Annotated in this window: 17 protein-coding genes; 12 read left to right on the top strand and 5 right to left on the bottom strand. The window is 54.6% G+C overall.

The genetic code is table 11. From position 1 onward, the window contains the following. Positions 1-65 precede the first annotated feature (65 nt). From JT31_RS17810 to JT31_RS17785, 6 genes are all read left to right on the top strand, one after another. Positions 66-1,265 (top strand): efflux RND transporter periplasmic adaptor subunit, encoded by a 1,200-nt coding sequence (locus JT31_RS17810; RefSeq protein ID WP_038480192.1) that lies wholly within the window; start codon positions 66-68, stop codon positions 1,263-1,265. Positions 1,266-1,287: 22 nt separating this feature from the next. Continuing rightward, complete coding sequence (acrB, locus tag JT31_RS17805) at positions 1,288-4,437, top strand: multidrug efflux RND transporter permease subunit AcrB (RefSeq protein ID WP_038480189.1); 3,150 nt, start codon at positions 1,288-1,290, stop codon at positions 4,435-4,437. A 564-nt stretch (positions 4,438-5,001) separates the two neighbouring features. Continuing rightward, complete coding sequence (gene tomB, locus JT31_RS17800; RefSeq protein ID WP_008460297.1) at positions 5,002-5,376, top strand: Hha toxicity modulator TomB; 375 nt, start codon at positions 5,002-5,004, stop codon at positions 5,374-5,376. A gap of 28 nt (positions 5,377-5,404) precedes the next feature. Beyond that, positions 5,405-5,620, top strand: a complete 216-nt coding sequence (locus tag JT31_RS17795; RefSeq protein WP_008460299.1) for an HHA domain-containing protein — start codon at positions 5,405-5,407, stop codon at positions 5,618-5,620. A gap of 253 nt (positions 5,621-5,873) precedes the next feature. Next, complete coding sequence (gene maa / locus JT31_RS17790) at positions 5,874-6,425, top strand: maltose O-acetyltransferase (RefSeq protein WP_038480186.1); 552 nt, start codon at positions 5,874-5,876, stop codon at positions 6,423-6,425. Between the two features lie 125 nt (positions 6,426-6,550). Beyond that, a complete protein-coding gene (locus JT31_RS17785) occupies positions 6,551-7,027 on the top strand; it encodes a YlaC family protein (RefSeq protein WP_038480183.1) in 477 nt (158 codons plus the stop codon). Positions 7,028-7,030: 3 nt separating this feature from the next. On the opposite strand, the gene ykgO is transcribed toward JT31_RS17785, so the two are convergent. The 3 genes from ykgO to JT31_RS17770 form a co-directional block, all read right to left on the bottom strand. Next, the gene (gene ykgO, locus JT31_RS17780) at positions 7,031-7,171 is read right to left on the bottom strand and encodes a type B 50S ribosomal protein L36 (RefSeq protein WP_003859006.1); all 141 of its coding nucleotides are present in this window, start codon (positions 7,169-7,171) and stop codon (positions 7,031-7,033) included. Positions 7,172-7,174: 3 nt separating this feature from the next. Then, positions 7,175-7,435, bottom strand: a complete 261-nt coding sequence (locus JT31_RS17775) for a type B 50S ribosomal protein L31 (protein WP_008460319.1) — start codon at positions 7,433-7,435, stop codon at positions 7,175-7,177. Between the two features lie 124 nt (positions 7,436-7,559). Then, on the bottom strand, positions 7,560-9,464 hold the full coding sequence (locus JT31_RS17770) for a methyl-accepting chemotaxis protein (RefSeq protein ID WP_038480177.1): 1,905 nt from the start codon (positions 9,462-9,464) through the stop codon (positions 7,560-7,562). Positions 9,465-9,842: 378 nt separating this feature from the next. On the opposite strand from JT31_RS17770, the gene JT31_RS17765 reads away from it, so the two are divergent. From JT31_RS17765 to JT31_RS17740, 6 genes are all read left to right on the top strand, one after another. Next, positions 9,843-10,880: an isopenicillin N synthase family dioxygenase gene (locus tag JT31_RS17765; RefSeq protein ID WP_038480174.1), complete on the top strand. Its 1,038-nt coding sequence runs from the start codon at positions 9,843-9,845 to the stop codon at positions 10,878-10,880. Positions 10,881-10,908: 28 nt separating this feature from the next. Continuing rightward, positions 10,909-11,715, top strand: a complete 807-nt coding sequence (locus JT31_RS17760; protein ID WP_038480171.1) for a MetQ/NlpA family ABC transporter substrate-binding protein — start codon at positions 10,909-10,911, stop codon at positions 11,713-11,715. Continuing rightward, a complete protein-coding gene (locus JT31_RS17755) occupies positions 11,712-12,503 on the top strand; it encodes a methionine ABC transporter ATP-binding protein (RefSeq protein ID WP_081948198.1) in 792 nt (263 codons plus the stop codon). Before JT31_RS17760 ends, JT31_RS17755 begins: the two co-directional genes overlap by 4 nt. Beyond that, entirely contained in the window at positions 12,500-13,159 is a 660-nt protein-coding gene (locus tag JT31_RS17750; protein ID WP_162473307.1) for a methionine ABC transporter permease, read from the top strand. The genes JT31_RS17755 and JT31_RS17750 overlap by 4 nt, the downstream gene beginning before the upstream one ends. A gap of 199 nt (positions 13,160-13,358) precedes the next feature. Then, a complete protein-coding gene (locus JT31_RS17745) occupies positions 13,359-14,609 on the top strand; it encodes an oligosaccharide MFS transporter (protein WP_038480165.1) in 1,251 nt (416 codons plus the stop codon). Positions 14,610-14,613: 4 nt separating this feature from the next. Next, positions 14,614-16,056: a glycoside hydrolase family 32 protein gene (locus JT31_RS17740; protein ID WP_038480162.1), complete on the top strand. Its 1,443-nt coding sequence runs from the start codon at positions 14,614-14,616 to the stop codon at positions 16,054-16,056. On the opposite strand, the gene JT31_RS17735 is transcribed toward JT31_RS17740, so the two are convergent. After that, on the bottom strand, positions 16,051-17,046 hold the full coding sequence (locus JT31_RS17735) for a LacI family DNA-binding transcriptional regulator (protein ID WP_038480159.1): 996 nt from the start codon (positions 17,044-17,046) through the stop codon (positions 16,051-16,053). The two genes, JT31_RS17740 and JT31_RS17735, sit on opposite strands and share 6 nt — an antisense overlap. 43 nt (positions 17,047-17,089) lie before the next feature. Continuing rightward, positions 17,090-18,490 carry a PTS transporter subunit EIIC gene (locus JT31_RS17730; protein WP_038480157.1) on the bottom strand — a complete coding sequence of 467 codons (1,401 nt, stop codon included), beginning with the start codon at positions 18,488-18,490 and terminating at the stop codon, positions 17,090-17,092. Positions 18,491-18,604: the final 114 nt, after the last annotated feature.

Here is an 18,604-nt window from a genome sequence, read left to right as displayed (position 1 = left end):
AGCAATGGGTTTGTGGACATTTGATCCATTGAACAACTTTGAAATCGGACACTCGAGGTTTACATATGAACAAAAACAGAGGGTTTACGCCTCTGGCGGCCGTTCTGATGCTCTCAGGCAGCTTAGCGCTTACAGGATGTAACGAGAAAGAGACTCAGCAGAGTGCGCCGCACGCCCCGGAAGTGGGTGTAGTGACTCTGAAAAGCGCGCCATTACAGATAACCACTGAGCTGCCAGGGCGTACCAACGCTTTTCGCATTGCAGAAGTTCGTCCTCAGGTTAGCGGCATTATTCTGAAGCGTAACTTCACCGAAGGCAGCGACATTCAGGCCGGTGTCTCGCTGTACCAGATCGATCCTGCAACCTATCAGGCTGCGTACGACAGCGCGAAAGGCGACCTGGCGAAAGCCCAGTCCAGCGCGAATCTTGCACAGTTAACCGTCAAGCGTTATCAGAAACTGCTGGGTACCAAGTACATCAGCCAGTCTGACTACGACACCGCCGCAGCAACCGCACAGCAGGCAAACGCTGACGTTGTTGCCGCCAAAGCTGCTGTAGAAACCGCACGTATCAACCTGGCGTACACCAAAGTGACTTCGCCTATCAGCGGCCGCATCGGTAAATCCGCGGTCACCGAAGGTGCGCTGGTCACCAGCGGGCAAACCACCGCCCTGGCAACCGTTCAGCAGCTCGACCCTATTTATGTGGACGTTACCCAGTCCAGCGATGACTTCCTGCGCCTGAAGCAAGAGCTGGCCGACGGCAAACTGAAACAGGAAAACGGCAAGGCGAAGGTCAAGCTGATGACGAACAACGGTGTAGCCTATCCTCAGGAAGGGACGCTGGAATTCTCTGAAGTGACCGTTGACCAGACCACCGGGTCAATCACCCTGCGCGCTATCTTCCCTAACCCGGACAAAACCCTGCTGCCAGGGATGTTTGTTCGCGCCAGTCTGGAAGAAGGCGTTAACCCGAACGCTATCCTGGTTCCGCAGCAAGGGGTGACTCGTACTCCGCGCGGCGACGCCTCAGCGATGGTTGTCGGCAAGGATGACAAGGTTGAAGTGCGCCAGCTGCAAACCAGCCAGGCGATCGGCGACAAATGGCTGGTGACCGGTGGCTTAGAAACCGGCGATCGCGTCATTGTTACCGGCCTACAGAAAGTAAAACCGGGTGTTCAGGTAAAAGCGCAGGAAGTTGCGGAAGACAATAAAGGCCAACAGCAACCAGCCGCAGGCGCGCAGCCAGAACAACCGAAGTCTTAACTTAAACAGGAGCCGTTAAGACATGTCTAAGTTTTTTATCGATCGCCCCATCTTTGCCTGGGTAATCGCCATCATCATTATGTTGGCGGGTGCGCTTGCGATCATGAAATTGCCTATCGCGCAGTATCCAACGATCGCGCCACCGGCAATTCAGATCTCGGCAAACTACCCGGGGGCAGATGCTAAAACGGTACAGGATACCGTCACGCAGGTTATCGAACAGAACATGAACGGTATCGATGGCCTGTTGTACATGTCCTCTACCAGTGATTCCTCTGGTACCGTTCAGATAACCATTACCTTCGACTCCGGCACCGATGCCGACATCGCACAGGTTCAGGTTCAGAACAAGCTGCAGCTGGCGATGCCGCTGCTGCCGCAGGAAGTGCAGCAGCAGGGTGTTAGCGTCGAGAAGTCCTCCAGTAGCTTCCTGATGGTTCTCGGTATGATCAATACCGACGGCACCATGAACCAGGAAGATATCGCGGACTACGTTGGCGCCACCATCAAAGATCCGGTCAGCCGTACTCACGGCGTCGGTGACGTGCAGCTGTTTGGTGCCCAGTACGCGATGCGTATCTGGATGGACCCGAACAAACTGAACAACTACCAGCTGACGCCTGTTGACGTGATTAACGCCATCAAAGCGCAAAACGCCCAGGTCGCGGCCGGCCAGCTCGGCGGGACTCCGCCGGTTAAAGGCCAACAGCTAAACGCCTCCATCATTGCGCAGACCCGTCTGAAATCCGCAGACGAGTTCAGCAAAATCCTGATGAAGGTTAACCCGGACGGCTCTCGAGTCCTGCTGAAAGACGTGGCGAAAGTTGAGCTTGGCGGCGAGAACTATGATGTTATCGCGCGTTATAACGGCCAGCCTGCTTCCGGCCTGGGGATTAAGCTGGCAACCGGTGCTAACGCCCTGGACACCGCCGAAGCGGTACGTGCTACGGTTGAAAAACTGGAGCCGTTCTTCCCGGCAGGTCTGAAAGTTGTTTACCCGTACGACACCACGCCGTTCGTTAAAATTTCCATTAACGAAGTGGTAAAAACGCTGGTGGAAGCCATCGTGCTGGTGTTCCTGGTGATGTATCTGTTCCTGCAGAACTTCCGGGCAACGCTGATTCCAACCATTGCCGTACCGGTGGTACTGCTGGGTACGTTCGCCATTCTTGCCGCGTTTGGCTACTCGATAAACACCCTGACGATGTTCGGCATGGTGTTGGCGATAGGCCTGTTGGTGGATGACGCCATCGTCGTGGTAGAAAACGTTGAGCGCGTTATGGTGGAAGATGGACTGCCACCGAAGGAAGCCACGCGCAAATCCATGGGCCAGATTCAGGGCGCCCTGGTGGGGATCGCGATGGTGCTGTCGGCGGTATTTATCCCGATGGCGTTCTTCGGCGGCTCTACCGGCGCAATCTATCGTCAGTTCTCGATTACTATCGTTTCCGCGATGGTGCTGTCGGTGCTGGTGGCCATGATCCTGACCCCGGCGCTCTGTGCGACCATGCTTAAGCCAATCCCGAAAGGTCATCACGATGACAAGAAGGGGTTCTTCGGCTGGTTCAACAGAATGTTCGACAAGAGTACGCATCACTATACCGACAGCGTCGGTAACATCCTGCGTAGCACCGGTCGTTATCTGGTCCTGTATCTGCTGATTGTGGTTGGCATGGGGCTGCTGTTCATCCGCCTGCCAAGTTCGTTCCTGCCTGACGAAGACCAGGGCGTACTGCTGGCGATGGCTCAGCTGCCCGCGGGTGCGACCCAGGAACGTACGCAGAAAGTCCTGGATGAAGTGAACGACTACTTCCTGACCAAAGAGAAAGCGAACGTTAACTCGGTGTTTACCGTTAACGGCTTCGGCTTCTCCGGTCGCGGTCAGAACACCGGCCTGGCGTTCGTTTCACTGAAAGACTGGAGCGAGCGTTCGGGTGAAGAGAACAAGGTTCCGGCGATTGCTGGCCGGGCCATGGGCACCTTCTCGCAGATTAAAGACGCGATGGTATTTGCCTTTAACCTGCCGGCAATTGTCGAGCTGGGTACCGCTACCGGCTTTGACTTCCAGCTGATTGACCAGGCAAACCTTGGCCACGAGCAGCTGACTCAGGCTCGTAACCAACTGTTCGGCATGATTGCTCAGCATCCTGACCTGCTGGTTGGCGTGCGCCCGAACGGCCTGGAAGATACGCCGCAGTTTAAAATCGATATCGACCAGGAAAAAGCACAGGCGCTGGGGGTATCCATCAGTGATATCAACACCACGCTGGGTGCAGCCTGGGGCGGCAGCTACGTCAATGACTTCATCGACCGTGGCCGCGTGAAGAAAGTGTATGTGATGGCTGAAGCGCCATACCGTATGCTGCCAAGCGATATCGGCAACTGGTACGTCCGTGGCTCTTCCGGCCAGATGGTACCGTTCTCCGCGTTCTCCACATCGCGCTGGGAATACGGCTCACCTCGTCTGGAGCGTTACAACGGCTTGCCGTCCATGGAAATCCTCGGCCAGGCCGCACCGGGTAAAAGTACCGGTGAAGCAATGGATATGATGGAACAGCTTGCGGCGAAACTGCCAACCGGCATCGGCTTTGACTGGACGGGGATGTCCTATCAGGAACGCCTGTCCGGCAACCAGGCCCCTGCCCTGTACGCCATCTCGCTGATTGTGGTGTTCTTGTGTCTGGCGGCGCTGTACGAGAGCTGGTCGATTCCGTTCTCGGTCATGCTGGTTGTTCCGCTTGGGGTATTCGGTGCACTGCTGGCAGCCACCATGCGAGGCCTGACCAACGACGTTTACTTCCAGGTAGGCCTGCTGACAACCATTGGGCTGTCGGCGAAGAACGCGATACTTATCGTGGAATTCGCCAAGGATCTGATGGAGAAAGAAGGCAAAGGCCTGATAGAAGCGACGCTGGATGCGGTCCGTATGCGTCTGCGTCCGATTCTGATGACCTCTCTGGCATTTATCCTCGGGGTAATGCCGCTGGTCATCAGTACCGGGGCAGGCAGTGGCGCACAGAACGCCGTAGGTACTGGCGTAATGGGCGGGATGGTTACCGCTACCGTGCTGGCTATCTTCTTCGTGCCGGTGTTCTTCGTGGTGGTACGCCGCCGCTTCAGCCGCAAGAATGAAGATATTGAACATGCGCATACGGTAGAGCACCACCAGTAAGCCATTCAATAACTTAACAAAAGGCCGCTTTAAGCGGCCTTTTTTATTAACAGAGAAACCGGTTTCAGCGAGCTTATTTCAGCGGCGTTATTTCCACTTTTATTTCCGTCCTGGCCGTTATCCACCCCATAAGCCCCTTCTCATTTCGGGAAAAATAACGTTTAAATGCTCGTTAATCCATGATTAACGAAACAACAAAAACCGATGTGTGGCATTAACCTGGGAATATTCTTATAAATTAACGCCTGCGCCTTAACCGGATGCAGAATAGTCTTATAGCTTGATTAACCGGCTGAAAGTTATAAATATTGCCTGGTGCTCTTTAATCCATAGCTGAGCATTTAAGTTAAAATTCATACGAAAGTCTTAATTCACATTTAGTAACGTATTCTCCTTTTTTAACTTAATTGTAATTTTTCGTTAGAGCAGCATGAAATTCAGGCGACATTGATTTATAGTTACAGCACATGCAATAATCGTGGCAACAGTTCTTCACCTCTTCAGGTGTGTCCACCCCAACCCGTTGTGTTTATCATTTGTTTTACCGATAAAGGGGGCAGCACTATGGACGAATACTCACCAAAGCGGCATGATATCGCGCAGCTTAAGTTCCTCTGTGAGAGTCTGTATCACGATTGTCTGACCAATCTTGGTGAGAGCAATCATGGATGGGTTAATGATCCGACCTCGGCCATTAATCTACAGCTGAATGAATTGATTGAGCACATTGCCGCGTCGGCGCTTAATTATAAGATTAAGTATCCGGACGAGAGCAAATTGATTGAACAGATTGATGAATACCTGGACGATACTTTCATGTTATTTAGCAATTACGGCATTAACGCACAGGATCTGCAGCGGTGGCGTAAATCAGGGAATCGCTTGTTCAGATGTTTCATCAGCGAGAGCCGCGCTAACCCAGTAAGCCACTCGTTCTAAAAAATATTAAAATACTTAAGGCGAATTTATGACTACCAAACTTACCAAGACCGATTATTTGATGCGTCTGCGACGTTGTCAGACAATTGATACGCTGGAGCGCGTAATAGAAAAAAACAAATATGAATTATCAGATAATGAGTTGGCGGTATTTTATTCAGCGGCCGACCATCGTCTTGCTGAACTGACGATGAATAAACTGTATGACAAAATCCCACCGTCTGTGTGGAAATTCATTCGTTAATAACAAATTTCATTAAATAATATTAAAAATCATATTTTATCTCCCGTTATTGTCTGGTTTGTCTCAGTCGTTGTCTCACAGGTCAGGATTAGCGTCAGTTAACCGGCCGGCTAAATACCGCAAGCCCTCATCAATAGTTGCCTTAACGCACCGTGGCCCGGCAACGTGAGCTTCGTCACGCTCAGGGAACGATCCCCGCTCTTTTCTCTCTAAACTTAGGTAGTCTTGCAGGCCACAAAAGAGGGAGCATTTGATGAGCGAAGAGAAGCGTAAAATGATTGCCGGTGAGCTTTACCGGCCCGGCGATGACACCCTGCAGCGTGAAAGCCACAAAGCGCGTCAGCTGCTGCATCGCTACAACCAAAGTTCTCCTGATGAACAGATCTACCGCGATGAAATCCTCGCCGAGCTGCTGGGCCAAAGCGAAGGGGCTTACATTGAGCCCACCTTCCGCTGCGATTACGGCTACAACATTTACCTCGGTAAAAACTTTTACGCCAATTTTGAGTGCGTGATGCTGGACGTTTGCCCGATTCGCATCGGCGACAACTGCATGCTGGCGCCGGGAGTGCATATTTATACCGCGACCCATCCCCTTGATGCCGAAACGCGAAATAGCGGCGTAGAGCTGGGCAAGCCGGTCATAATCGGTAATAACGTCTGGATTGGCGGACGTGCGGTAATTAACCCGGGCGTCACCATTGGCGATAATGTCGTGGTAGGTTCAGGCTCGGTTGTCACTAAAGATATTCCGGCTAACTGCGTGGTTGCGGGTAATCCTGCTCGTATCATTAAGATGCTGTAACGCGGCCAGCCCCGTTAACTGTTATGGTTATTTTTGGCTTATCTGTTACTTTTTTGCCGGACCCGCAGTTCTTAAAATAGTCTGGTCATGCGTACAACCGAAACAGAGAACTTAGAAGGCACACCATGTCAGAAATTCAGCGCCTGCTCACCGATACCATCGAACACCTGAATGAAACTGAAAAGCGCGATAACCGCCCGCGCTTCAGCATCAGTTTTATCCGTAAACATCCCGGGTTATTTATCGGGATGTATATCGGCTGGTTTGCCACTATGTGGGTAATGCTGGAATCAGAAACCCTGGCGGGCTCAGTATGGCTGCTGGTTGTTCTGTTCGCGCTGATGAACGCGTTTTTCTTCTTCGACGTCAATCCTCGCTATCGCTACAGCGATATTGACGTACTCGACCTGCGCGTTTGCTACAACGGCGAGTGGTATAACACCCGCCACGTGCCAACCGCGCTCATCGATGACATCCTCAGCTCCCCGAGCGTGGATGAAGAGCAAAAATCTTTGCTGCACAAAATGCTCAGCCGCAAAGGGGAGCTGTCGTTTTACGACGTCTTCTCGCTGACCCGCCAGCAACCTGCTGCCGGGCGCTAAGCACTAACGGCGTTTCTTACGTCCCTGCACCGCTTTAAAACGCGGGTTAGATTTGCAAATCACATACAGCCGCCCCTTGCGCTTAACAATCTGGCAATCAGGGTGGCGCTGTTTTGCACTGCGAAGTGAATTCAATACCTGCATTTCTTAAGACTCCTTGCCGCCAAAGAATTTACCAAAGCGCTGCTGGAAGCGCGCCGGGCCGCCTTCATTGACGAAGACTTTCTGTTTGCCGGTGTAGTGAGGATGCGAAGCGGAAGAGACTTCGATCGTCACGTAAGGGTAAGTCACCCCGTCCAGCTCAATCTCGCGGTCGGTTTTGATCGTCGAGCCCACTTTAAAATACTCATTCACGCTGGTGTCGTGGAACACCACGGTCCGGTAAAACGGATGGATATCGCGCTGCATAAAAATCATTCCGATATGTTATAACGTAACAATAAAATAAAAGATGATCGGATAAATTGCAAGCGGGGTTTAAAACGCAGAGGGAGTCAAAAAGAAGCGGGCACCGCGTGGGTGCCCGACAAGATTAGAGTTTAAAACCGGCAACCACGCGCTCAAGCTGGGTGGATTGCTCCGCCATAGAGTGCGACGCGGAAGAGACTTCCTGAACCAGCGCGGCGTTCTGCTGCGTGGTGCTATCAAGCTGATTAATCGCCAGATTCACCTGCTCAATGCCGGTGCTCTGTTCGCGGCTGGAAGACATAATTTCAGCCATCAGCGTCGTCACGTTGCGTACGCCCTGGGTCAGTTCCTCCATGGTGCTGCCCGCCTGATGAACCAGCTCCGTGCCGAGATTTACGTTGCAGACTGACGTTTCTATCAGCGCTTTAATTTCCCGCGCCGACTGGGCTGAGCGCTGAGCCAGGCTGCGAACTTCAGAGGCCACCACCGCAAAACCACGTCCCTGCTCACCGGCACGAGCGGCCTCAACGGCGGCGTTAAGCGCGAGGATATTGGTCTGGAAAGCGATGCTATCAATGACGCTGATAATATCGACCACTTTGCCAGAAGAGGTCTGAATTGCGTTCATCGTGCTGACAACCTGCTTGACCACTTCCCCACCCTTCACCGCCACGCTTGAGGCTTCACGCGCCAGTTCATTTGCATGGGCGGCGTTATCGGCGTTCTGACGAACGGTGCTGGTCAGCTCTTCCATCGACGCCGCAGTCTGTTCAATGGAGCTGGCCTGATCTTCCGTTCGGGCAGAGAGATCCTGATTCCCTGTCGCAATCTGATGGGAAGCCGAAGAGATGGCTCGCGCGCTGTCTCCAACCTGCCGCAGCATCGTTTGCAGATAGTTAATCACGCCGTTGAAGCTGTCGATAATGGCGTTAAATTCCGGGCTGCTGGTCGGGTCCAGACGCTGCGTCAGGTCAGCACCGCCGGCAGAAAGACGGCTGATGTTGTGGTTCAGGTCACTCAGGCGACGCATCATGTTGCGGATAAACAGCACCAGTATGCCAAGCAGCACGATAGCCATAGGGATCTGCACCATACCAAGGCGCAGTAAAATAGCGTCCGTTTGTTTGGTCAGCAGCGCGGTGGGTAAATCCACCGCCAGGATCCACGGGCTGCCTTTTACAGTCTGTAAAATAACGGTATGTGAAGTGCCATCGTTGTCGTACTCATTTTCACTCCCCTGGCGGGCGTTAAAACCAGGCAGCATTTGCTGGACCGCTTTCGCCATTGGCAGCGTGCCGCTCAGATCGGAAAGATTTTTTAAGCCCGCCGTTTTGCCAATCTGATCCGCATTGCCCACCACCTTGCCGTCGGCTTCAATAATCAGCACCTGCCCTTTCACCGCCTCGCTCATCTGCTTAGCGAGCTGATTAAAGAAGCCCAGGGTCACATCGATGGTCGCCACGCCCCAGGGCTGGCCGTCTTTAGTAATCGCCATCGCACAGTTAGTACGAGGCTGCGGGCTGGCATCATCCTGGTAAGCGTTCGCCCAGGCACACTGCCCCGCAGGAGAAGCGAGTCCGGCTTTGTACCACACCTGTTCGTAGTAATCAGGCGCCGCGTCTGAGTTCCAGTAGGTGTTTTCTTCCAGCTTGTTGCTGCCGTTGCGGGCAAAGAAAGTACTGAATTTATTGCGCCCCGCCTCGCGTTTTTCCGGCAGGGGCCAGATGCCGCCGCCAAACACGTTCACGTCCTGGTATTGATCCACCAGCGTCGGTAATAGTTTATTAATATCATCGCTTTGCATCGCCGCGACCGACTGGGTAATGCTGCGCATTTGCGCCTGTACCCGGTTCATCTGCTCGGTGATATTCACCGCAACGTTGTCCACTTCAAAGCGAATCAGCTGGGTTTCATTTTGTTTGAGTTGCGGCGTCACGAAAAAGTGAATCACCAGCGAAGTTACCACAATTAACAGCATGAAAAACAAAGATAAAGAGGTAATAAATCGAGATTGTGTAGTTTTTAGCATGATGGGACACCTGGGGGTAGAAAGCGAAACGCTTAGCAACCTCTTCGGCATAAAACCCATAAACTTAACTGTCGCCATAATTTAATCATTCGTTAACTATTTCCAAATGTAATTAACTCTCAGTTAAATCCATAAGTTACCCCCGATCATTGAAACATTTTGCAATGATTAGACTTTTCTCGTTTCCACAAATGCTTAGAACCCCGCCGGGTCATAGCTTAGAAGATAACAATATTGGGCGAGGCTTTTTGATTCCGGCAAGGTGAGAACCAACGCTACCCGACCGTATTCAGAAGGACATTGCCATGATGCTGTGCCGCTGTTGTGCCGAACTCAACCCGACCGCCTTTTCTAAGACTATGATGACCGGAGTAAACTATGAGCACCAATCCAGGCCTGGCACTGCCGATTCTTGACCTTTCCCAGCTTAACGGCAGCGAGACTGACCGTTCGGCCTTCCTCAGCCAGCTGCGCTACGCCGCACGAGAAATTGGCTTCTTCTACCTGATAAACCACGGCATCAGCCCTGAACTGCAACAGGCGGTCCAGGACGAAGCCCGCAGCTTCTTTGCCCTCCCCGACGATGAAAAACAGCAGGTGGCGATGATTCGCTCGCCGCATTTCCGTGGCTATAACCGCGCGGCCAGCGAACTTACCCGCGGCCAGCCCGACTGGCGCGAACAGTTCGATCTCGGCGCCGAGCGCCAGGCGCTACCGCCGGACGAATATGCACCCGCATGGCGTCGACTTCAGGGGCCAAACCTCTGGCCTACGGCGTTGCCCGAACTCAAACCCACGCTTTTACAGTGGCAGAGCGAAATGACCACCGTAGCCCTAAAGCTGCTGCGTACCTTCGCCGAAGCGCTTAGCCTGCCGGCCGATGCCTTCGACTCACTCTATGGCAGCCTGCCAAACGAACACATCAAGTTGATTCGCTATCCTGGACAGTCGGCCACGCAAAGCAGCCAGGGCGTAGGCGCTCACAAAGACTCAGGCTTCCTGAGCTTCCTGCTTCAGGACGATAAAAAGGGCCTGCAGGTGGAAGTTTCGCCGGATAACTGGGTCGATGCTCAGCCGCTGCCCGGCAGCTTTGTGGTCAATATTGGCGAACTGCTGGAGCTGGCTACCAACGGCTACCTGCGCGCGACCGTGCACCGCGTAGTGTCTCCGCCGCAGGACGAAGAGCGCCTGTCCATCGCCTTTTTCCTGGGCGCACAGCTCAACGCCGTGGTGCCGGTTTATCAGCTTCCGGAAACGTTAGCCCGTGAAGCGCAAGGCCCGGAAAGCGATCCACAAAACCCACTGCTGAGAGATGTGGGCTGGAACTACCTGAAAGGCCGCCTGCGCTCCCACCCCGACGTGGCGGAACGCTACTACGCGGATGTCCTTCGTAACAGCAGTGAACTAATCGCTTAATAACTTATTAAAAATAAAGGAATTGATGATGAAAAAGACCGCTTTTAAACTGGCTGGTGTTGCTCTGTCACTGTCTCTGGCTTTCGCGGCGCAGGCCGCAGACGCGCTGCGCGTAGCGGCTGACCCGGTACCACATGCGGAAATCCTCGCCTTTGTGCAGAAGCTCGACCCTAACCTCAAGTTAAAGGTCGTCGAGCTGAGCAACGGCGTTAACGCTAACGAACTGCTGGCCAACGGCGACGTCGATGCCAACTACTTCCAGCACGTGCCTTATTTACGAGATCAGGAAAAAGCGCTTGGCAAAAAATTTGTCGTGGCCGCGACGGTACATATCGAGCCGCTGGGCATCTACTCGCACAAATACAAAGACCTGAAGTCCGTGCCGGAAGGGGCGACGATTGCAGTGCCGAACAACGTCACCAACCTTAGCCGCGCGCTGTATCTGCTGCAGGACAAAGGGCTGATCACCCTCAAACCGGAGTTTAAAGACGCCTCCGTCAACCAGGCAACGCCGAAAGACATCGCCGAAAACCCGAAAAAGCTGAAGATCCTGGAAGTTGAATCGCCGCAGATCCCACGCTCTCTGGACGACGTGGGCCTCGGGGTGATCAACGGTAACTATGCGCTGGAAGCAGGGCTTAGCCCGGCGAAAGATGCGCTCGGCCTGGAAAGCGCCACCCATAACCCGTATGCCAATATCCTGGTCACCAACCCGAACCTGGAAAACGATCCGCGCATCAAACAGCTGACGAAGGATCTTGAATCCCCGCAGGTGGCCGAGTTCATCCGCAAGCAGTACAACGGCTCGGTGATCCCGGTAGAGAATAAGTCATGATCTCCCTTGAGCGGCTGAGCAAAGTGTACGCCGGAGAAGGCCGACCGGCACTGGATGACATTAACCTTGTGGTCCCGGATGGCGCGATTTACGGCATTCTGGGCCGCAGCGGCGCCGGGAAAAGTACGCTTATTCGCTGTCTCAACCTGCTGGAGCGGCCCACCTCGGGCCGCATTATCATGAACGATCGCGACATCACCACCTTTAACCAACGCGAGCTTCGTCAGCACCGCCAGCGCACCGGCATGGTGTTCCAGCACTTCAACCTGATTCACGCCAGGAACGTGGCAGACAACGTTGCCGTGCCGCTGGAAATATCCGGTATGCCACGCGAAGCTCGCCAAAAACGCGTCGCGGAGCTGCTCAGTCTGGTTGATCTGAGCGACAAAGCCAAAGCCTTTCCGTCCCAACTTTCCGGCGGGCAAAAACAGCGCGTCGGCATCGCCCGTGCGCTGGCCGCTCATCCGGAGATCCTGTTATGCGATGAAGCAACCAGCGCGCTGGATCCTGAAACTACTGCATCAATCCTGGCCCTGCTGGCGAACATCAACCGCCAGCTTGGGCTGACCATTGTGCTCATCACCCACCAGCTCGAGGTCGTCAAAGCTATTTGCGATCATGCGGCGCTGCTGGAGCACGGCAGATTAATAGAGAGCGGCCCACTGTCCGAAAGATTAGTCGACCCGTTCTCAAAATTACGCACCTCGCTGCTGCATGACGAAGAAGCTGAACGCGAGTTCTTACGCCGCCACGGCGTCGAAGGGAGAGTCTTATGCGAAGTAGCATGAGTTGGGATGATTTGTGGCCGCTGCTGCTGGACGGCACCCTGGATACGCTTTACATGGTGGGGCTTGCGGCGCTGTTTACCGTACTGATTGGCCTGCCGCTCGGCGTGCTGCTGTTTCTCACCCGCCGCGACGGGGTATTGCCCGCCCTACGACTAAATCAGGTGCTCGGCAGCATCATCAACATAGGACGCTCGCTGCCGTTTATCGTCCTGCTGATAGCGCTGATCCCATTGACCCGAATTATCGTCGGCACCACGCTCGGCAGCACCGCGGCGGTTGTGCCTATCACCATCGGCGCCTTTCCTTTCTTCGCCCGCGTCGTGGAAAGCGCGCTTGATGAGGTGGACAAAGGCCGCATTGAAGCCATTCTGTCGATGGGCGGCAACGCCTGGCACGTGGTGAGCAAAGTGCTGCTGCCGGAAGCCTTACCTGCCATCCTGGCGGGGATCACGCTCACGGTAGTGATGCTGATTGGCTTTTCTTCGATGGCCGGCGTCATCGGCGGCGGCGGTCTGGGAGACCTGGCCATTCGCTACGGCTACCAGCGCTTCAATAACCAGGTCATGGTCGGGACCGTTATCGTGCTGATTGTGATGGTGCACCTTGTACAAAGCCTGGGCGACCACTTAGTCCGTCGCCTCGCCCACCGCCGCTGATGTTGTTCAAAGCCCGGAGTCCTGGCCGGGCTTTGAACGTGCCTCTCTCGCCCCTTCTCGTTATCCGCGCTGGATCACAAAATCAAATTGTTAACGTTAACTATTGCGATTAACATCACATTTATGGCGGTTACTCTCTTCTCGCGACAAATAGTTAACGTTAACAATATTGCCATTCAAGCACTCAGAGACTGCACACATGGCACTGACAAAACGGAATAAACACCACTATCTGATCCTGAGCGGGCTGCTGTTTACCTTTTTCTGGACCTGGTCATCGGCGTTTTCGCTGATCTCACTTTGGCTAAATCAGAAAATCGGACTGAAAGGCGCGGAAACCGGGCTGATCTTCTCGATAATAGCCTTCACCGCGCTCTGCGCCCAGCCGCTGTATGGCTTCATCCAGGACAAACTCGGGCTGCGCAAATCCCTGCTGTGGGTTATTGGCGGGCTGCTGCTAGTCAGCGGGCCCTGGTTTATCTTCGTTTGCACCCCGCTGCTTCAGGTGCATATCGTCGCAGGGGCAATCAGCGTCGGGCTTTACGTCGGCGCCACCTTCTTTGCGGGTATCGGCGCGCTGGAGTCCTATACCGAACGCGTCAGCCGTATCGTAGGCTTTGAATACGGAAAATCACGCATGTGGGGCTCTTTAGGCTGGGCCGGTGCCACGTTTTTTGCCGGGCTGCTGTTTAACCTCAATCCACAGCTGAATTTCTGGATGGGTAGCGTCTCTGCCTGCCTGTTTCTGCTCCTCCTGTGGCGCATGCGTGATATGCAGCCTAACGCCCTCAGCGAGCTGGAATACGGTAAAGCCAGCGCGCTGACGCTGGCCGATGCCTTCGGTCTGCTCAAGCTCCCTCGCTTCTGGGCGCTGGTACTTTTTGTTTGCGGCGTCAGCGTTTACAACGTTTACGATCAGCAATTCCCCGTCTACTTCGCCTCGTTGTTTAACGACGTGCAGCGCGGCAACGAAATGTTTGGCTTTCTCAACTCCTTCCAGGTCTTTCTCGAAGCGGGCGGGATGTTCCTGGCCCCGATGCTGGTAAACCGCATCGGCGCCAGGCGCGGGCTGCTGCTCAGCGGCCTGATCATGGCTATGCGTATCTTTGGTTCAGGCATGGCAAGCGACCCACTGACCATCTCCTTCATGAAGCTACTGCACGCCGTCGAGTTGCCTATCCTTTTGATTTCAATGTTTAAGTACATCACCACGCAGTTCGATCAGCGGCTCTCCGCCACGCTCTACCTTGTCGGCTTCCAGTTTATTACCTCTATCTGCGCCACCGTACTCTCTCCGCTGGTCGGCCGCGGATACGACCAGCTCGGCTTTGCCGACACCTACATGATTCTGGCCGGGCTGGTGCTGGCACTGACGCTGGTTTCCGCTTTGCTGCTCAGCGACTCGGCCCCGGATAACACACACCCTTCTTTAAATCTGACCACCAGGTAACGCTATGACTACCCCACTTATCAAGGCACAAGCAGCCTTAGAAACGCTGCAGGCAACGCGCGGGAACGCCTTTTATCCTCTTTATCATCTGGCGCCGCCCGCGGGCTGGATGAACGATCCTAACGGCCTGATTTATCACAACGGGCTGTACCACGCCTTCTATCAGCACCATCCGTTTGATGAAAACTGGGGGCCGATGCATTGGGGACATGCCACCAGCCGGGATATGGTGCGCTGGGAGCACCAGCCTATCGCTCTGGCTCCGGGTAACGAATGGGACAGAGATGGCTGCTTCTCCGGCAGCGCGGTTGACGATAACGGCGTGCTCTCGCTGATTTACACCGGGCATATCTGGCTTGAAGGTGCGGGAAATGACAGCGCTATACGCCAGGTACAATGCCTCGCGACCAGCGAAGACGGTGTTCACTTTACGAAACAGGGCGTCATTCTTACCCCACCGCCCGGCATCATGCATTTCCGCGATCCGAAGGTCTGGCAACAGGACGGCAACTGGTGGATGGTACTCGGCGCACGCGACCAGCACGATCGGGGCAAAGTACTGCTTTATCGCGGCAATTCACTGCGGGAGTGGCGGCTGGATCGTATCCTCACGGAAGCCGACGCGGGTATGGGCTATATGTGGGAATGTCCGGATTTCTTCCCGCTCGGCAACAGTCAAATCCTGATGTTTTCCCCTCAGGGCATCCCGGCACAGGGCTTGAAGTATCAGAATCTGTTCCAGAGCGGCTATCTGCGCGGCAGATGGCAACCGGGGGAAGCATTCAGGCTCTGTCAGCCGTTTGAAGAGATGGATCACGGGCACGACTTTTACGCGCCGCAGTCCTTTGTCGCCGCCGATGGCCGCCGCATCGTGATGGGCTGGATGGACATGTGGGAATCCCCCATGCCCTCTAAAGGCGAAGGCTGGGCGGGCTGCCTCAGCCTCCCCCGGGAAGTGTGCATTATGCCAAACGGAAAACTCTATCAGAATCCGGTGCACGAACTGGCCACGCTGCGCACCCATGAACAGCTGGTTCTGCCCTGCGTGCTGGATAAACTTAACCAGAGGCTGCTGCCCGATGCGCAGGCGGTTGAGCTGGAGATAGCCTGGGAGTGTGGGCAAAGCACGGCTGAGCGCTACGGCATCCGTCTGGGGCAAGGCTGCGAACTGTTTGTCGACGCTCAGGCGCGGCGCCTGGTGCTGTCACGCAGCTATCAGGATGAGCGGCTTTGCGGGGATCGCAGCGTGCCGTTATCGGAAAACGGCGATCTTCATCTGCGTATTTTTATCGATCGTTCTTCTATCGAGGTTTTTGTTAACCAGGGCGAATACTGCCTCAGCAGCCGTCTCTACCCGCGGTCGGGAGAACGTCAGCTTGAGCTGTTCGCCAGCCACGGAAAAGCCTTATGTCGTGGCGGCACCCTGTGGCAGCTGAACTCGCTATAACGATACGCGCTTAACCAGCGGGCAAGGCAGCCGTTTCACACCGCCGCTGTTCACACCGTCAATCAAATGCAGTGCCGCCTGGCGACCGATTTCGTCATGCGGCAACTGGACCGTCGTCAGCGGTGGCAGGAATAAATCGCCGACCCCGACCAAATTATCAAATCCGAGTACCGCTACCTGCTCAGGAATAGCAATTCCCCGCGCCAGCAGCGTCTGGTAGGCGACAAAAGCGATACGGTCGTTACCACAAATCAGCACATCGAAATCCGCTTTCCCCTCTTTACAATGCGCGGCAACGCGCTCGGCCAGTTCGGGATAGTGGGCATCTCCCCACTGCATGTGATACTGCGTCACCGCCTCAAGCTCTAACCCGGCTTCACGCCAGGCCTGCTCGAATCCGTCCCGGCGTGGGCGGCTGGCGAGGGCTTCACCGGGCAGCCACAGGCACAGCGGGCGACGGTATCCTCGTTCAATCAGATAGCGGGTCGCCTGATACTGGCCGTTAAAATCATCGGGGATATAGCTCGGTAAACCAGCCTCGTCGCTCAAGCAGTTGGCCAGCACCACGCGGTGGTTTTTTAAGACTGCGGGTAGCTCAACGTGCCGCAGGCCCATCGTGGTAAAAATAATGCCGTCGGGCCGCTGGGCTAATAGCTGATTAACTGCCCGCTCGGCGTCATCGGCAGAAAGAATATTAATCAGGAAGCTGTTCCAGCCCCGCTCACGTGCGGTTTGCTCAATGGCCAGCAGCATTTCTACAGAATAGGGGGTGGTTGCCGTATCCAGCGCCAGGATGCCTATTGTCGAAGCTTTAACGCCTTTGCTGCGTATCTTTCGGGCAGAATAGTCCGGCACATAATTAAGCTCGTCAATGGCTCGCTGCACCCGCTCCCGGGTTACCGGGCTAACGTGTTCAGCCTGATTAATAACCCTGGAGACGGTCATTAACGACACGCCCGCCAGGGTTGCTACGTCTTTCAGAGAAGCCATATCCAGCCATTCACCGCAAAAGAAAAACCGATAGTAGCGTTTTTTAAGCGTTTTTTCTCGACGAGAATGACTCTGCGCCTTTTTCCCGCACCAGCACCGTGGTCAGTACGAAAGACAGCCCCAGCGCAAGCGCCACCCCCAGCAGAGCAAAGATAAAATACGGGCCAATATAGGCGGGCAGGCTAAAGATACTCGACAGGATATAGCCGTACAGCCGCACGCCGAAGAAGGCAATGAACGCCGAGGCAAGCGAACTGGCTATCGTGGCGGCAATAAACGCTTTCTTATAGCGGGTTAACACGCCGAACAGCGCCGGTTCGGTAATGCCCAGCAGCGCAGAAATTCCCGCCGACAGGACCACTGAACGGTCCGCTTTCGACTTGCTCTGGCGCCAGATGGCAAAGGTGGCCCCGGCGATGGCCATGTTGGCCATAAACATCATCGGCATCAGCATGTCATAGCCCCGGTCAGTGAAGTTTTGCAGCGCAATCGGCGTCATGGCGTGGTGCATTCCGGTCAGAATCGCAATCGGGCGAATCGCCCCCACCACCAGCCCGGCAAAGCTCGCTGAAACACCAAATAACCCTTCGATAAACCAGGCCAGCGCTTTCCCCAGATAAATGCCCAGCGGGCCAATCACCACCAGCGCAACCAGCGCGGCGATGAACAGCGTCAGCGTGGGGGTAAACACCGTTTTCAGCACCTCGGGCATGATGCTATCGACCCAGCGGTGGATATAGCTCAGCGCCAGCACCGAGAAAATCACCGGAATGACGCTGGAAGCATAGTTGAAGACTGAAACCGGGATCACGTTAAGAAAATAGAAAGCATCAACTGCCCCAGCCTGATGTGCGGCCAGCGCCTTCGCCGCTTCAATCAGCGACGGATACATTAAACAGGCCGCCACCGCCGCCGCGAGATATTCGTTAGTTTTGAAAATTCTGGCGGCGGAAATCGCCAGGAAAAACGGCAGAAAATAAAACACGCCGCTGGCGATGAGATCGATAACTATCACCGTATCGCTTTTGGCCGAGATCAGCTTGAGCGCAACCAGCCCCGCCAGCAGGCCTTTTATCATCCCTGCCCCGGCAATCGCCGGCACAATCGGGCCAAAAACGCCGGAAACCGTGTCCATAAACATCGACACCAGGCTTTTACGCTCTTTCTTGCCAGCGGGCGCAGCCGGGGCCTCTTTCGCGCCGCCAAGCAGAGCGTTCAATTGTTCGTACCAGCTGTTCACCTGCGGGCCGATGATTATCTGGAACTGATCGCTTTGCGTCTGCGCCCCCAGCACGCCGGGCAGCTTTTTGATCTCCGCCTGGTTCACTTTATTATCATCAATTAAATCGAAACGCAGACGCGTCATGCAGTGCCAGACTTTATTAATATTATCCGTCCCGCCGACCAGACGAATAATAGAAGCAATGACGTCACGACTCCCCATGAATAACTCCCCGGTGTTGGTTTATTGTTATGTTTTACTGCCGCTGATGGTAGAGAATCAAAAAACAAAAAACAAACCAATGAAACATGACCCGCATCACAATTAGCCACCACA

The organism is Cedecea neteri (genome assembly GCF_000757825.1).
GTDB classification, from domain to species: domain Bacteria; phylum Pseudomonadota; class Gammaproteobacteria; order Enterobacterales; family Enterobacteriaceae; genus Cedecea; species Cedecea selenatireducens.
Note: the sequence above shows the minus strand (reverse complement) of the source record. Positions and strands in the feature narration are given on the sequence as shown.

Coding starts and splice junctions, on each gene's coding strand:
- JT31_RS17730 (WP_038480157.1), bottom strand. CDS start 18,490: ATGGGGAGTCGTGACGTCATTGCTTCTATTATTCGTCTGGTCGGCGGG.
- JT31_RS17810 (WP_038480192.1), top strand. CDS start 66: ATGAACAAAAACAGAGGGTTTACGCCTCTGGCGGCCGTTCTGATGCTC.
- acrB (WP_038480189.1), top strand. CDS start 1,288: ATGTCTAAGTTTTTTATCGATCGCCCCATCTTTGCCTGGGTAATCGCC.
- JT31_RS17745 (WP_038480165.1), top strand. CDS start 13,359: ATGGCACTGACAAAACGGAATAAACACCACTATCTGATCCTGAGCGGG.
- tomB (WP_008460297.1), top strand. CDS start 5,002: ATGGACGAATACTCACCAAAGCGGCATGATATCGCGCAGCTTAAGTTC.
- JT31_RS17735 (WP_038480159.1), bottom strand. CDS start 17,046: ATGGCTTCTCTGAAAGACGTAGCAACCCTGGCGGGCGTGTCGTTAATG.
- ykgO (WP_003859006.1), bottom strand. CDS start 7,171: ATGCAGGTATTGAATTCACTTCGCAGTGCAAAACAGCGCCACCCTGAT.
- JT31_RS17750 (WP_162473307.1), top strand. CDS start 12,500: ATGAGTTGGGATGATTTGTGGCCGCTGCTGCTGGACGGCACCCTGGAT.
- JT31_RS17770 (WP_038480177.1), bottom strand. CDS start 9,464: ATGCTAAAAACTACACAATCTCGATTTATTACCTCTTTATCTTTGTTT.
- JT31_RS17755 (WP_081948198.1), top strand. CDS start 11,712: ATGATCTCCCTTGAGCGGCTGAGCAAAGTGTACGCCGGAGAAGGCCGA.
- maa (WP_038480186.1), top strand. CDS start 5,874: ATGAGCGAAGAGAAGCGTAAAATGATTGCCGGTGAGCTTTACCGGCCC.
- JT31_RS17765 (WP_038480174.1), top strand. CDS start 9,843: ATGAGCACCAATCCAGGCCTGGCACTGCCGATTCTTGACCTTTCCCAG.
- JT31_RS17795 (WP_008460299.1), top strand. CDS start 5,405: ATGACTACCAAACTTACCAAGACCGATTATTTGATGCGTCTGCGACGT.
- JT31_RS17785 (WP_038480183.1), top strand. CDS start 6,551: ATGTCAGAAATTCAGCGCCTGCTCACCGATACCATCGAACACCTGAAT.
- JT31_RS17760 (WP_038480171.1), top strand. CDS start 10,909: ATGAAAAAGACCGCTTTTAAACTGGCTGGTGTTGCTCTGTCACTGTCT.
- JT31_RS17740 (WP_038480162.1), top strand. CDS start 14,614: ATGACTACCCCACTTATCAAGGCACAAGCAGCCTTAGAAACGCTGCAG.
- JT31_RS17775 (WP_008460319.1), bottom strand. CDS start 7,435: ATGCAGCGCGATATCCATCCGTTTTACCGGACCGTGGTGTTCCACGAC.